We start from the raw sequence: 12,927 nt of genomic DNA, 5'->3' as shown, positions 1-12,927 counted from the left end.
CGCGGGCGAAGGGGCGCACGTCACATTCGTCCGGCCTGGTTACGTTCCTGGGGTGGCGCGATAGTGTGCCCCGGTGACGACGCAATCGAACACCCCTGCTGGCTGGTACCCGGACCCTCAGGGGGCTCCTCAGACGCTGCGGTGGTGGGACGGTTCCCAGTGGACCGAGCACACGCACGCCCAGGGCCAGGCACCGGCTCAGGCCGCGCCGCAGGCGCAGGCCGCGGGCCAGGTGCCGCCGCAGGCGCAGCAGCCGCAGATGCAGCAGCCGCAGGTGCAGCACGCCCAGGCGCAGCAGCCGTACGCCGCCCAGGCGCAGCAGAACGCGGACGTCGGCCGGGTGCAGCGTCAGGTGCAGCAGCAGGCCGGGGTCGCGCCGGGCGCGCAGGGCGGCGGCACGCTGTTCACCGAGCCGGTCCTGGTGGTGAACCAGAAGGCCAAGCTGATCGAGCTGACCAACGAGTACAGCGTCATGGACCAGCACGGCAACATGCTGGGCTCGGTCACCGAGATCGGTCAGAGCGGCCTGAAGAAGGCCCTGCGCTTCGTGTCGTCCGTCGACCAGTTCATGACGCACAAGCTGGAGATCCGGGACGCGTACGGGCAGCCGCAGATGGTGCTCACGCGGCCCGCGAAGTTCATCAAGTCCCGGGTGGTCGTGGAGCGCCCGGACGGCTCGCCGGTCGGTGAGATCGTCCAGCAGAACGCCATCGGGAAGATCAACTTCGCGATGAACGTGAACGGCCAGCAGGTCGGCGCCATCAAGGCCGAGAACTGGCGCGCGTGGAACTTCGCGATCGTCGACCACAACGATCAGGAGGTCGCCCGCATCACGAAGACGTGGGAGGGCCTCGCGAAGACGATGTTCACAACCGCGGACAACTACGTGCTGCAGATCCACTTCCAGCTCCCCGAGCCGCTGCTCAGCCTCGTCGTGGCGACGGCGCTGACGGTGGACACCGCGCTGAAGCAGGACTCACGCGGCTTCGGGTGACCTGACCGGAAGCATGACGGGAGGGGCGGGCCGAGCGGCCCGCCCCTCCTTTTCGTACGCAGCGACTCGTACGCAGCGATTCGCACGCAGCGGTTCGTACGTCTCGGTTCGTACGTCTCAGCGGTCGGCGGTCTCCCGCTGCGCCGTGACCACGGGCTCCGAGGCCGCGACCCGGACGACGCGGGCCCGGCGCCCGGCCGGCACCAGGAGCGCGGCGAGCGCCGCCGCCAGGCACAGGAACGCCAGCAGCGTGAAGCCGTGCGTGTACCCGGACTCGTACGGCAGCCCGGACGCCTGCAGATGGCCGGTGACCATGCTGCTCATCACGGCCGCGCCGATCGAGCCGCCGATGGTGCGGATGTTGGCGTTCATGCCGGTGGCGGCGCCGGTCTGGGCGGCCGGCACGTTCTGCACGATCAGGTTCGCCATGGAGGCGAAGGCGAGTCCGATGCCGAGGCCGAACACCCCGGCCGCCACCGCGATCTGCGCCTGCTGCCCGTGCCACAGGGCGAGCATCGCGCAGGACACGGCGCCGAGCGCGGCGCCGACGGTGAGCAGCGCCTTCGCGCCGACGACGGGTTCGAGCCGTCCGGTGAGCACGCCCGCGAGGAACATCGCGACGAGCATCGGCAGCATCAGCAGCCCCGCGCCGGTCACGCTCGCCCCGAAGCCGTACCCGGCCGCGGACGGCGTCTGCGCGAAGCCCGGCAGGAACGACCAGACCGCGTACATGCCCGCGCCGAACAGCAGCGCCGCGGTGTTCGTGGTCCACACGGCGGGCAGCCGCATCACCCGCAGGTCGATGAGCGGGCTCTTCGCACGCGCCTCGGCGAGGAGCCAGGCGGTGAACAGGACGACGGCGGCGGCGAGCAGCCCGACCACCTTCACCGAACCCCAACCCCAGGACGTGGCCTGGCTGATGGGCAGCAGCAGGGCGACGAGCCAGCCCGAGAGCAGCACGGCGCCGAGCCAATTGACCTGTCCCGCACCGCGGTTGGGGGACTCGGGCACGTAGCGCAGCGCTATCAGGGCGGTGGCGGCGACGATCGCCGAGGGCAGCCAGAACAGCCAGCGGTAGTCGAGCGCGCCGACGATGGGCCCGGCGGCGACCATGCCGACGCCGCCGCCCGCCGCGATGACCGCGGACAGGTTGCTGATGCTCGGGCTGACCCGCTCGGCGGGGAACTCGTCGCGGATGATCCCGAAGGAGAGCGGGAACAGGGCGCCGCCGATGCCCTGGATCACCCGGGCGACGATGAGGACGGCGATGGAGGGGGCGAGGGCCGCGAGCACACAGCCCACGACGAGGGCCGTGAGCGCGGCGACCATGGTGCGCTTCTTGCCCACGAGGTCGCCGACCCGGCCGAGGATCGGTGTGAAGACGGAGGCGGACAGCAGATACGCCGTCATGACCCAGGTCGACGTGGCCTGGGAGGTGTGCAGGGCGTGCTGGATCGTGGGCAGCGCGGGCGCGACCAGCGACTGCATCATCGAGAACACGCCGGCACCGGTGGCGAGCACCGCGAAGGTGAGGCGGTTGTTCCGGTTCAAGGTGGGCTTCTCTCTGGACAGGGACGACCCGTGGCGGGACGCGGGTCGTGAGCCTTGAAAGGATGAGGGCCTGGTCGTACGGAGCCGTCGGTTCACCGGGTACGCCAGGGCAGAGGTCGCCCCTGCTAAAGTGGAGGCAACCCTCGACTTAGAAGACGATAGCGGAGGGGTGCCTCCGGATTCAACCTCGGGCACTTCTCGGCGGGAGAGGCGTGGTGCACGGATGACGACGGACAGGGAACGCGTGGGCGGTGTGCTCGCCGCGCAGCGCCCGCGCCGCGCGGACGCCCGGCGCAATTTCGACGCGCTGGTCGCCGCCGCCCGCGAGGCCTTCACCGACAAGGGCGCCGACGCCTCGCTCGAGGACATCGCCCGGCAGGCGGGCGTCGGCATCGGCACGCTGTACCGGAACTTCCCGACGCGGCGCGTCCTGTTCGAGACGGTGTACGCGGAAGAGGTCGACGCGCTGTGCCGGCTCGCCGACGAACTCGTGGACGCCGAGCCGTGGGACGGGCTCGCCACGTGGTTGCGCCGGTTCGTGGACTACACCGTCACCAAGCGCGCCATCAGGGACGCGCTGAACGGGGAGTCCGACATCTTCATCGCCTGCCGGCGCGCGATGCTCGACGCGGGGGAGCCGCTGCTCGACCGGGCCAGGGGCGCCGGGGCCGTACGGGACGACCTGACCTTCGACGACCTGCTGCGCATGGTGTCGGGCGTCAGCGGGGCCGCGTACGTGGACGACGCACAGCGGGACCGCGTGCTCGGGTTCGTGCTCGACGGGATCCGGCGGCGCTGAGCCGCCCGGGCCCCGCGGCCTCAGGAGGCGCGCAGGGTCAGCGATTCGGGCTCGGGCTGCGCCGGGACGGACGGCAGGGTCACGACCTCGGCCCGCACCTCGAAGGCCGAAGCCCGTGCCGCGATGGCCGGTACCTGCGTCTCGAAGGTCGATGCCCGCGTCTCGACCGCCGGTACCCGCGTCTCGACGGTCGGTACCCAAGGCTCGACCGCCGGTACCTGCGGCTCGGCCGCCGGTGTCGGACTCGGTGCTGCACTCCTGGTGAGGAGCACCACGCCCCGCGCCGCGAACGCCGCTCCCAGCGCGGCGAGCGCGAGACCCGCGACGCCGCCCTGGAGGCGCTCGCCCAGCAGGACGAGCCCGATGAGCGCCGCCGCCACCGGATTCGAGAGGGTCACCATCGCCAGCGGGGCGCCGAGGCCCCCGCGGTAGGCGGTCTGCGAGAGCAGCAGGCCGCCCGCGGCGAACGCCGCCACCAGCAGCGCGACCACGATCACCTGTGCGCCGAGCAGCGGACCCGAACGGTCCGTCACCGCGACGGTCACGGTCTGGGTGAGCGCCGACGCGACGCCCGAGGCGATCCCGGACGCCGTCGCGTGCCGCAGGCCCGGCTTCGTGCCGCGCCGGGACAGGGCGCCGATGAGCGCGGCCGTGGCCCCGGCGACCAGCAGCGCCTCGGTCAGCGAGAGCGTGGTGTCGGGGGCGGGCCCCGACGCCGTGACGAGCAGGGCGGCCAGACCGATCAGCGTCAGGGCCGTGCCCCGCCACTCGCCGGTCGTCACCCGGCGCCCCGCGATCCGGGCGCCCAGCGGCACCGCCGCGACGAGCGTGAGCGCGCCGAGCGGCTGGACCAGCGTGAGCGGCCCGTACTTGAGAGCGGCGACGTGCAGCAGCGCGGCCGAGGCGTTCAGGACGACCGTCCACCACCACGCGCCCCTGGTGAGCAGATGCCCGAGGCCCGCCCCGGCGCCGGAAGCGAGCCGCTCCTGGGCCACCGCGGCCGCGGCGTACGCCACCGCGGAGACGAGCGAGAGGGCGACGGCGAGCAGCGTGGCGTTCATCGGCCGACCCCGGTCAGGACCGGCTCGGGGGCGGTCGCCGCCGAGGTCGACCCCGGCGTCGTGGAGATCTGCAGGGGGATCCGGATCGGCACGCGGTGGGCCAGGATGTCCGCTGCGGTCAGCGCGTCGGGGGGCGTACGGAACGCCGTCGACGGCGACCACGGCGCGGGCTCGAACGCGGCCTGCGCCGCGGTGCCCGCCGGGACGACCGGGTGGGCCGGGGCGGGCAGCAGGTGCCGGCGCAGGGCGGAGGGGCCGACGGCGTGCGGCATGCGGATCACGGCGAGTGCGATGCCGAGCAGCGCCGTCGCCACGAGGGCGTCGAGCCAGTAGTGGTTCGCGGTGCCGACGACCACGAGCAGGGTGAACAGCGGGTGCAGCAGCCACAGCCAGCGCCACCGCGACCGTGTCGCGACGATCAGGCCGATCGCGACCATCAGCGCCCAGCCGAAGTGCAGCGAGGGCATGGCGGCGAACTGGTTCGCCATCGTGTCGGTGGAGGGCTTGGCGGAGTACACCGACGGGCCGTAGACCTGGGCGGTGTCGACGAGGTGCGCGGCCTTCAGCATCCGCGGCGGCGCCAGCGGGAACGCGAGGTGCAGTGCGAGGGCCGCGGCCGTCAGCGCGGCGAGCACGCGCCGCGTCCACACGTAGTGGCGCGGGCGGCGCAGGTACAGGAAGACGAGCAGGGCAAGGGTCGCGGGGAAGTGCACGCTCGCGTAGTAGATGTTCGCGGCGTGCACGAGGGTGTCGCTGTCCAGCAGGACGGTCTGGACCGCGCCCTCGCCGGGCAGGTGGACGGCCCGCTCGAAGTTCCACACGTGGTCGGCGTTGCGGAACGCCTCGGAGGTGTGGCCGTTGGCGAGCTGCCGCCCGAATTTGTAGACGAGGAAGAGTCCTACGACCAGCAGGAGCTCGCGGACCAGGGGCGGTCGGGCAGAGCGACTGTCCGTCTCCGGTTCGGCAGGCTCGGTAAGGGAATTCATCCCCCGGCCCCTTTTCATGACGACTGGGTGCTGCGTGATGGTGTCTCGGCGCGCTCGAGGTGCGCTTGAGCATGAGCACAGGATTGGGCGTGAGCACAGGATCGTGCTCATCGATACGCCAGTGTACCGAAACGCTGGCGTACCGGTACACTGGCGTATCGATAGACAGTGTGATCTCATCGACAGGCGGGACGATCCGGAACCGGACGGTCCAGGCCCGAGCAGCGAGGAGCGGAACCATGACGGCGCCGGAGCAGGCCACCGCGACAGCGACGACCCCGGTGCGCCGTTCCAAGATCACGCCCGAGCGGGCGCAGGAGTTCTACGACGCGGTCCTCGACCAGCTGCGCAGCAACGGGTACGAGGCGCTCACCATGGAGGGCGTCGCCGCGCAGGCCTGCTGCAGCAAGTCCACGCTCTACCGCCAGTGGAAGACGAAGCCACAGCTGGTCGCGGCGGCGCTGCGCGCGGGCCGCTGTGTGAAGTTCCTCGCCGCCGACACGGGTACGCTCGCAGGAGACCTCGCGGCCGCCGCGCGCAACGCGGCGTCGCAGGGCATGAAGGACTCCGCGCTGCTGCAGGCGCTCGGGCACGCCGTCCTCCAGGACGACGAGCTGAAGCGGGCGCTGCGTGACGCGCTGATCGAGCCGGAGCTCGCGTCGATCAGGGAAATGGTCGAGCGGGCCGTGGCCCGCGGCGAGATCGCCGCCGACCATCCGGCGCTGCCTTATCTGGCCGCGCAGCTCTTCGGAGTGATGCGCAGCCGTCCTGTCCTGGAAGGGCGCGACGCCGACGCCGACTACCTCGTCGGCTTCGTCGAGAAAGTGCTCGTTCCCGGACTCGGCCTGACCCCCGTGGATCAGGCCACCTGAACGGGAGGCCACCGGTCGCAGGGATGACCGACCGGTGGTCTGCCCGCGCCGCACCGTGGGGACGGGGGCGGCGCGCACCCCCGGGCCGGGCGGGTTCCTCCACGAGCGGAGGGGAACCCGCCCGGCCCAGTTTTCGGGTCAGAAGCAGGCCACGGGAGTCAGACGTCCTGGCCGTTGCCGCCCGAACCGCCGGTGATCTCGGCCTTCTTGATGCCCTTGACGATCTTGTCGATCGCCGTGTTGTCGGGGCCTGCGGCCTTCTCCTTGCTGGTGCGCGGGATGTCGATGCCGATCCGGACGACGACGAGCGTCTTCGGGTTGGACGGCGAGGGGAACGCGACGGACTCGACCCAGGCGTCGATGTTCGACTTGGTGTCCACGTTCCAGCGGACCCGGTAGCCCTGCTGGCCGGCGACCGTGACCTTCTCCGACAGCAGCTCGTCGTGGTTGAGGAGACCGCCGTACGTCTTGCCGCCGTAGGACTGCTGGGCGTTCTTGAGGATGTCCTCCTTCGCCGCGGCCTCGGCGGTCGTCGCGTCCAGCTTCAGGGCCTTCGCCGACGAGGTGGACGCGCCGCCGCGCACGCACGTCTGCTCCACGTCGTCCGGGCACTTGTATGGGCCGGTCTGTATGCCCGCGACGCCCGCACCGTCGCCACCGGTCCAGCCGTCGAGGATCGGCAGCGCCACCCCGTTCGCGACGTCGGTGGCGAAGCCCTCGTCCAGCGGGGGCTGCGGCGAACCGTCCGGCGAAGGGCTGCCGTCGCCCTGGCCGTTGCCACCGCCGGGCCCGCCGCCCTCGTTGCCGCCGGGCCCGCCCGGCTCCGTCGGCCGCTGCGAATCGGCGGCGACCTTGCCGCTGCCCTTGCCGTCGTCCGACGTGAGCGCGTAGACGCCGCCCGCGATGCCGGCGAGCACCGCCACCGTGACGGCGGCCGCGATCGCGATCCGGGCCCGGCTGCGCGGCTTCGGCGGCAACTGCCCAGGAAATCCGGGATAGTTCTGATATGCCGGAATGGTCCCCGGGGCGGTCGGCTGCTGCGCCAGAGCGGCGGGGCCCGGCGCCACCTGCGGTGCGGGCTGCGGCGGGAGGGGCGGCGGGGTCGTGGCCGGCCGCGTCTGGTCGGTCCAGCGGGCGCCGTCCCACCAGCGTTCGGTGCGCGGGCCGCCGGGGACCTGGCCGGGATCGGGGTACCAGCCTGCTGGAGTCTGCGACGTCATGCACGGAACACTATGAGGCCTGCCTGAAAAGGGGATGAGAGGGTCCGCATTAAGACGCGGCGAGAGGTCCCATTGCGAGGCGATGAGGCGGTCTGCGTGACGAGGTGATGAGGCGGTCTGGGTGACGAGCCGATGAGGCGGTCGGCGTCACGAGGCGTTGAGGCGGTCTGGGTGACGAGGTGATGAGGCGGTCGCCGTCACGAGGTGGTGAGGCGGTCGGCGTCACGAGGCGTTGAGGCGGTCCGGGTGACGAGGTGATGAGGCGGTCGGCGTCGCGAGGGGTTGAGGCGGTCCGCCTCGCGAGGGGTTGAGGCGGTCCGCCTCGCGAGGGGTTGAGGCGGTCCGGGTTACGAGGTGATGAGACGGTTCGCCTCACGAGCCGATGAGGCGGTCGGCGTCACGAGGTGGTGAGGCGGTCGGCGTCACGAGGTGATGAGACGGTTCGCTTCACGAGGTGGTGAGGCGGTCGGCGTCACGAGGCGATGAGACGGTTCGCCTCACGAGGCAATAAGGATGAGACGGTTCGCCTCACGAGGCAATGAGGCGGTCCGCATTGCGGTCGGGATCGGTACCGTCTCCGTCACAGGCGGAGCGAACCGCCCAGGTCCCACCAAATGTCACCGGCTGCCGAGACCCGCCGCCGCGCCGGGCCGCCGCGCACTACTCTCGTGACCAGCACAGCGACCGGCCGAACCGCTCGGCCGGGGCGAACGACACCGGGAGGGTCGCGGGATGACTCAGGGACGGCACGCCGACGCCGCCTCCGGCCCGCAATTGTGGGAGCGAGAGTCCGAACTCGACGTGGCGCAGCGGGCGTTGGACGACCTGTGTGCCGACGCTGCACCGTCGGGGGCCTCGGGCAGCCTCGTCGTGTACAAGGGGGAGGCGGGCATCGGCAAGACCGCCCTGCTCGCCCGGGTGCGCGAGATCGCCGAGGGCCGGGCGACCGTCTGGTCCGCCCGCGGCGGCGAGACGGTCACCTCCGTCCCCTTCAACGTCGTACGAGGACTGCTGCAGCCCGCGCTGCTCGCGCTCTCCGAGGAAGAGGCCCGCGAGTACTTCGGTGACTGGTACGACATCGCGGGCCCCGCCGTCGGCATAGCCGAGCCCAGCGGGCGCCAGGCCGACCCGCAGGGCGTGCGTGACGGTCTCGTCGCCGCCGTGTCCCGGATGGCCCGGCTGCACTGGCCGTTGGTGCTCCTGATCGACGACGCGCACTGGGCCGACCTGGAGACGCTCGAGTGGCTCGCCGCGTTCGCCGAGCGCCTCGACGACCTGCCGGTGCTCGTCGTCGTGGCGCAGCGCGACGCCGTGGACGAGGCCACCGCCGGATTCCTGGACGCGGTGGCCGCCGCCGCCCGGCCCGGCACCACCCGGCTGCGGGCGCTCACCCCGGACGCCACCGCGAGCCTGACCCGCGCCACGCTCGGCGACCACGCCGACGACCCGTTCTGCCGCGAGGTGTGGGCGGTCACCGGCGGAAACCCTTACGAGAGCGTCGAGTTGCTCGCCAAGGTGCAGGACAGCGACCTGCAGCCCGACGAGGACTCGGCCGGCCAGTTGCGCGCCCTGAACAAGTCGGCGCGCGGCCGCGGCCTCGTCGCCCGCCTCGAAGGGCTCGGCATCGAGGCCACCAAGTTCGCCTGGGCCGCCGCGATCCTCGGCACCCGCATCGAGTCCGGGCTCGCCGCACTCCTCGCCGGACTCAACCCCGAGCAGGCCGGCCGCTGCGCCGAGCGGCTGCGCGCCGCCCGCATCCTGACCGACTCCACGTACGGCGACGAGAGCTCACTGGAGTTCGTCCACCCGCTGATCGCATCCGCCGTCTACGACGCGATCCCGCCGGCCACCCGCACCGCCATGCACGGTCAGGCCGCCTGGGCGGTCACCGCCTCCGGGCACGGCCCCGCCGCCGCCTCGCGCCACCTCCTCGAAGTGCACCCGGACGACGATCCCGAGCTCGTCGAGCAGATGCGCGCCGCCGCCCGCGAACACCTGGCCGTCGGCGCGCCCGACGCCGCACGCCGCTGTCTCGAGCGCGCGCTGCGCGAGCCGCCGCTGCTCGACGTACGGCCGCACCTGCTCTACGAGTTGGGCTGCGCCACCCTGCTCACCTCGCCGGTCACCACCATCAAGCACCTCGACGCGGCCCTGGACACGACGCCGGGACTCGACGGCGACCAGCGGGTCGACGCGGTGTGCCGCCTCTCCCAGGCCCTGGTCCACAACGACCAGCTGGAAGAGGCCCTGCAGCTCATCGACACGGAGGCCGAGCGCCTCGAACCGGGCCCCGCCCGGCTGCGCTTGCAGGCCGTCCACTTCATGTGGGAGGGCATCCACGCGGGCGAGGAGGACTCCCCGGGCCGTTCGCGGAACCTGGCGACGATCGCGGACCGGCTCGCGGGCCGCGACAACCCGGAGCGGGTGCTGCTCATCCTGCGCGCCTTCGACGCGATGACCCGCGGGGAGAACGCGGAGGAGGTCGTCGAGCGCTGCGACCGCGCCCTCGTCAACAGCCGCCTCGCGCCCGGTCTCGGCTGGCTCGACCCCGAGTGGGGCTTCGAGGTCCTCGCCATGCTCGGCAGCGCGTATCTGTTCTCCGACCGGCTCGACCGGGCCGAGAGCCTGTTCCAGGAGGCCGTCCGCGAGTACGAGACGGCGGGCTGGAGCGGCGGCCACCTCGCCATCGCGCACGCCTTCGTCGGCTACGTGCACCGCAGACGCGGCCGCCTCACCGATGCCGAAGCGTTCCTGCGCGAGTCGTTGCGGCTCGCCGACCGCGTCGGACGCGGACTGCCGATGCACTGGGACGCGGCGTGCATGCTCATCGACACCCTGCTCGCCCGCGGCAAGGCCGGCGAGGCGCAGGAGATCGCCGAGCGCTACTCCTTCGGCCCGCCCTACCCGTCGACTATCGTCCTCCCGGACGCCCACTCGGTCCGCGGGCGCCTGCTGCTCGCCACCGGCCAAGTGGACGAGGGGATCAACGAGTTGGAGACCGCGGCCAAGGCCGCCATCGCCCGCGGCGGGCACAACACCATCATGGCGCCGTGGGCCCTCGACCTGGCCCGCGCCCTCGCCTCCACCGACCCGCGCCGGGCCGACCAACTGCTCACGGAGGCCCGCGTCCAGGCCGAGCGGTTCGGCACGGACACGGCGATCGGCGAAGTGCTCCGCTGCGCCGCGTCGTTGGCGACCGGCCAGAAGCAACTCACCCTGTACGCCAAGGCGGTGACGTACCTCGAAGCGTCACCCTGCGCCTACGAGCACGCGCTGGCCCGCGTCGAGTACGGCATGGCGGCACGCTCGCTGTCCGAGCTCAACCGCGGTCTGACCCTGGCGCGTTCCTGCGGCGCGGACGGCCTTGCGGCGCGGGCGCGTGAGGTACTGGAGACGGGGCGCGGGCTGCGCTAGCGCTGCTCTGTGCGAGCATCCGTGCCAGCTCGGCGTCCAGGCGCCGCTGTACGTCGAGGTCGTACGCGGCGTCGTGGGCCCGCGCCGGACGGGCGCCGTCGTAGAACCGGCCGGTGGGATCGGTGCCCAACTCCCCGACGGCCAGGGCCAGTACGCCCGCCGCGCCGTCCGCCACGCTGTTCCAGGGGGTGATCCCGGCGTCCCGCACCATCGCCGTGTCCATGTACGTCGCCGGGTGGACGACGTGGGCCGTGACGCCGGTGCCGGACACCTCGCGCGCCAGGGAGAAGGTGTGCGCGGCCAGGGCGAACTTGGAGCGGCAGTACGCCTCGGTGCCGCTGTAGCCCCGGGTGAAACCCAGGTCGTCGAAGGCGGGCGGGCTCTGCCCGAGCGAGCCGCAATTCACGATCCGGGCCGGGGAGTTGGCGACCAGGACCGGCAGCAGTACGCGGGTGAGGGCGACCGGCGCGAGCAGGTTCACGGCCCAGCGCAGCTCGTGCCCGTCGGCGCTCACCTCGCGGCCCGCACCGCGCGGGCCCGCGCCGACACCGGCGTTGTTGACGAGCACGTCGAGATCGGGGTGGGCCTTGGCGACGCGCGCGCCGAGGTCGCGGACCTGCTCCAGTGAGGCGAGGTCGGCGACGAAACCCTCGGCGTGTCCTGCGCCGCCCGCGGCGGCGTTCAGTTCGGCGACGAGGGCGTCGGTCCGTGCGCGGTCCCTGCCGTGGGCGAGCACGACATGTCCGTCGCGGACGAGTGCGAAGGCGAGGTACCGGCCGAGGCCGGAGGTGGCACCGGTGATCAGGAGAGTGGCCATGCGGCCAGGCTAGAAGCCCGTCCGGGCCGAACGGGAGGCCCGGCTGAACCTACGCCTGCCAGGGTCAGCCAGCCGCGTCCTCGGCCAGCACCCGCTGGGCCACGGCGAACGCCGCGTTGGCCGCGGGCACGCCCACGTACACGGCGCACTGCTGCAGCACCGCGCCGATCTCGTCCGCGGTGAGGCCGTTGCGGCGTGCGGCCCGTACGTGCATGGCGAGTTCGTCGAGGTGGCCGTGGGCGACGAGCGCGGTCAGGGTGACCATGCTGCGCTCGCGCCGCGACAGGGTCGGGTCGGTCCAGATCTCACCCCAGGCGTAGCGCGAGATGAAGTCCTGGAACCGGGCCGTGAACGGTGTCTGCCGGGCCTGCGCCCGGTCGACGTGCGCGTCCCCGAGCACCTCGCGCCGCACCTCCATGCCCCGCGCGGCGCCCTGTCCGAAGTGTGCGCGCAGCAGCCCGAGCACCGCCTCGGGCCGCTCGGCCACCGCCAGGTGCGAGGCCCCGGCGAGCTCGGCGAGCTCCGATCCGGCCACGGCGTCGGCGATCTCCCGCAGGTGGGCGGGCGGGGTCGCCGGGTCGTCGCGCCCGGCGATCAGGAGGGTCGGAGCGGTGATCTCCCCGAGCCGGTCCCTGAGGTCGAACGCGGCGAGCGCGTCACAGCACGCGGCGTACGCCTCGGGGTCGGCGTCCCGGTTGTCCCGCACGAGCCGGGGTGCCAACCCTGAGGTGTACGCGGGTGTGAACCACCGCGACGGAGCGGACTCGGCGACACGGCCGGTCCCCTCCTTCCGTACGAGCGCGGCCCGCTCCTCCCACGGGGCGGCCACGCCGAAGTGCGCGGACGAGCAGAGCACGGCGAGCCGGTCGATCCGTTCGGGGTGATGCACGGCGAGGTGCAGCCCGACGGCACCGCCCAACGAGACCCCCGCGTAGGCGAACCGCCCGATCCCGAGGGCGTCGGCGAGCGCGAGCACCTGCCGGGCCAGATCCCCGACGGTGGCCCCCGCCCGCAGCAGCGAGGCGTCCGACCCGCCGTGCCCCGGCAGATCCCACCGGACGACCCGGTGCGCACTCGACAACTCGGGTGCGACCCGGTCCCACAATGCCAACGAGGTCCCGAGGGAGGGGCCGAGGAGGAGCGGGGGAGCGGTGGGTGATCCCTCGGCGTGGTGGTGGAGGAGGGGAGTGGTGGTGCGGGCCATCGGGCGAGC

At 72.7% G+C, this 12,927-nt stretch carries 9 protein-coding genes and 1 pseudogene; 4 read left to right on the top strand and 6 right to left on the bottom strand.

Going from position 1 to position 12,927, the window contains the following annotated elements; genetic code table 11:
- Nucleotides 1-73 precede the first annotated feature (73 nt).
- Nucleotides 74-994, top strand: a complete 921-nt coding sequence (locus ACIBUY_RS01395) for a phospholipid scramblase-related protein (protein ID WP_399151352.1) — start codon at nt 74-76, stop codon at nt 992-994.
- Nucleotides 995-1,111: 117 nt separating this feature from the next.
- Here ACIBUY_RS01395 and ACIBUY_RS01390 read toward each other — a convergent pair whose 3' ends face one another.
- The gene (locus ACIBUY_RS01390) at nt 1,112-2,485 is read right to left on the bottom strand and encodes an MFS transporter (RefSeq protein WP_399152143.1); all 1,374 of its coding nucleotides are present in this window, start codon (nt 2,483-2,485) and stop codon (nt 1,112-1,114) included.
- Nucleotides 2,486-2,768: 283 nt separating this feature from the next.
- Between ACIBUY_RS01390 and ACIBUY_RS01385 the strand changes: the two genes are divergently transcribed.
- Nucleotides 2,769-3,344 (top strand): helix-turn-helix domain-containing protein, encoded by a 576-nt coding sequence (locus ACIBUY_RS01385; RefSeq protein WP_365574824.1) that lies wholly within the window; start codon nt 2,769-2,771, stop codon nt 3,342-3,344.
- Between the two features lie 20 nt (nt 3,345-3,364).
- Here the strand turns inward: ACIBUY_RS01385 and ACIBUY_RS01380 are convergent, their stop codons facing one another.
- Complete coding sequence (locus ACIBUY_RS01380) at nt 3,365-4,405, bottom strand: hypothetical protein (protein ID WP_365574827.1); 1,041 nt, start codon at nt 4,403-4,405, stop codon at nt 3,365-3,367.
- A gap of 209 nt (nt 4,406-4,614) precedes the next feature.
- Nucleotides 4,615-5,391 (bottom strand): annotated as a pseudogene (locus ACIBUY_RS01375) (phosphatase PAP2 family protein); the annotation flags it as partial.
- Between the two features lie 239 nt (nt 5,392-5,630).
- Here ACIBUY_RS01375 and ACIBUY_RS01370 point away from each other — a divergent pair.
- Nucleotides 5,631-6,263 (top strand): TetR/AcrR family transcriptional regulator, encoded by a 633-nt coding sequence (locus ACIBUY_RS01370; RefSeq protein ID WP_365574833.1) that lies wholly within the window; start codon nt 5,631-5,633, stop codon nt 6,261-6,263.
- Nucleotides 6,264-6,421: 158 nt separating this feature from the next.
- On the opposite strand, the gene ACIBUY_RS01365 is transcribed toward ACIBUY_RS01370, so the two are convergent.
- Entirely contained in the window at nt 6,422-7,483 is a 1,062-nt protein-coding gene (locus ACIBUY_RS01365; protein WP_399151351.1) for a DUF2510 domain-containing protein, read from the bottom strand.
- Between the two features lie 732 nt (nt 7,484-8,215).
- Here ACIBUY_RS01365 and ACIBUY_RS01360 point away from each other — a divergent pair.
- A complete protein-coding gene (locus tag ACIBUY_RS01360; protein WP_399151350.1) occupies nt 8,216-10,897 on the top strand; it encodes an ATP-binding protein in 2,682 nt (893 codons plus the stop codon).
- Here the strand turns inward: ACIBUY_RS01360 and ACIBUY_RS01355 are convergent.
- The gene (locus ACIBUY_RS01355) at nt 10,803-11,714 is read right to left on the bottom strand and encodes an SDR family NAD(P)-dependent oxidoreductase (RefSeq protein WP_365574842.1); all 912 of its coding nucleotides are present in this window, start codon (nt 11,712-11,714) and stop codon (nt 10,803-10,805) included. The genes ACIBUY_RS01360 and ACIBUY_RS01355 overlap by 95 nt on opposite strands.
- A 64-nt stretch (nt 11,715-11,778) precedes the next feature.
- On the bottom strand, nt 11,779-12,918 hold the full coding sequence (gene pcaD / locus ACIBUY_RS01350; RefSeq protein ID WP_399151349.1) for a 3-oxoadipate enol-lactonase: 1,140 nt from the start codon (nt 12,916-12,918) through the stop codon (nt 11,779-11,781).
- Nucleotides 12,919-12,927 lie beyond the last annotated feature (9 nt).

It is taken from the genome of Streptomyces sp. NPDC050085, from assembly GCF_044460595.1.
In the GTDB taxonomy this organism is placed as follows: Bacteria; Actinomycetota; Actinomycetes; order Streptomycetales; family Streptomycetaceae; genus Streptomyces.
The sequence above is the reverse complement of the archived record's forward strand: the minus strand, read 5'-3'. Positions and strand labels throughout refer to the sequence as shown.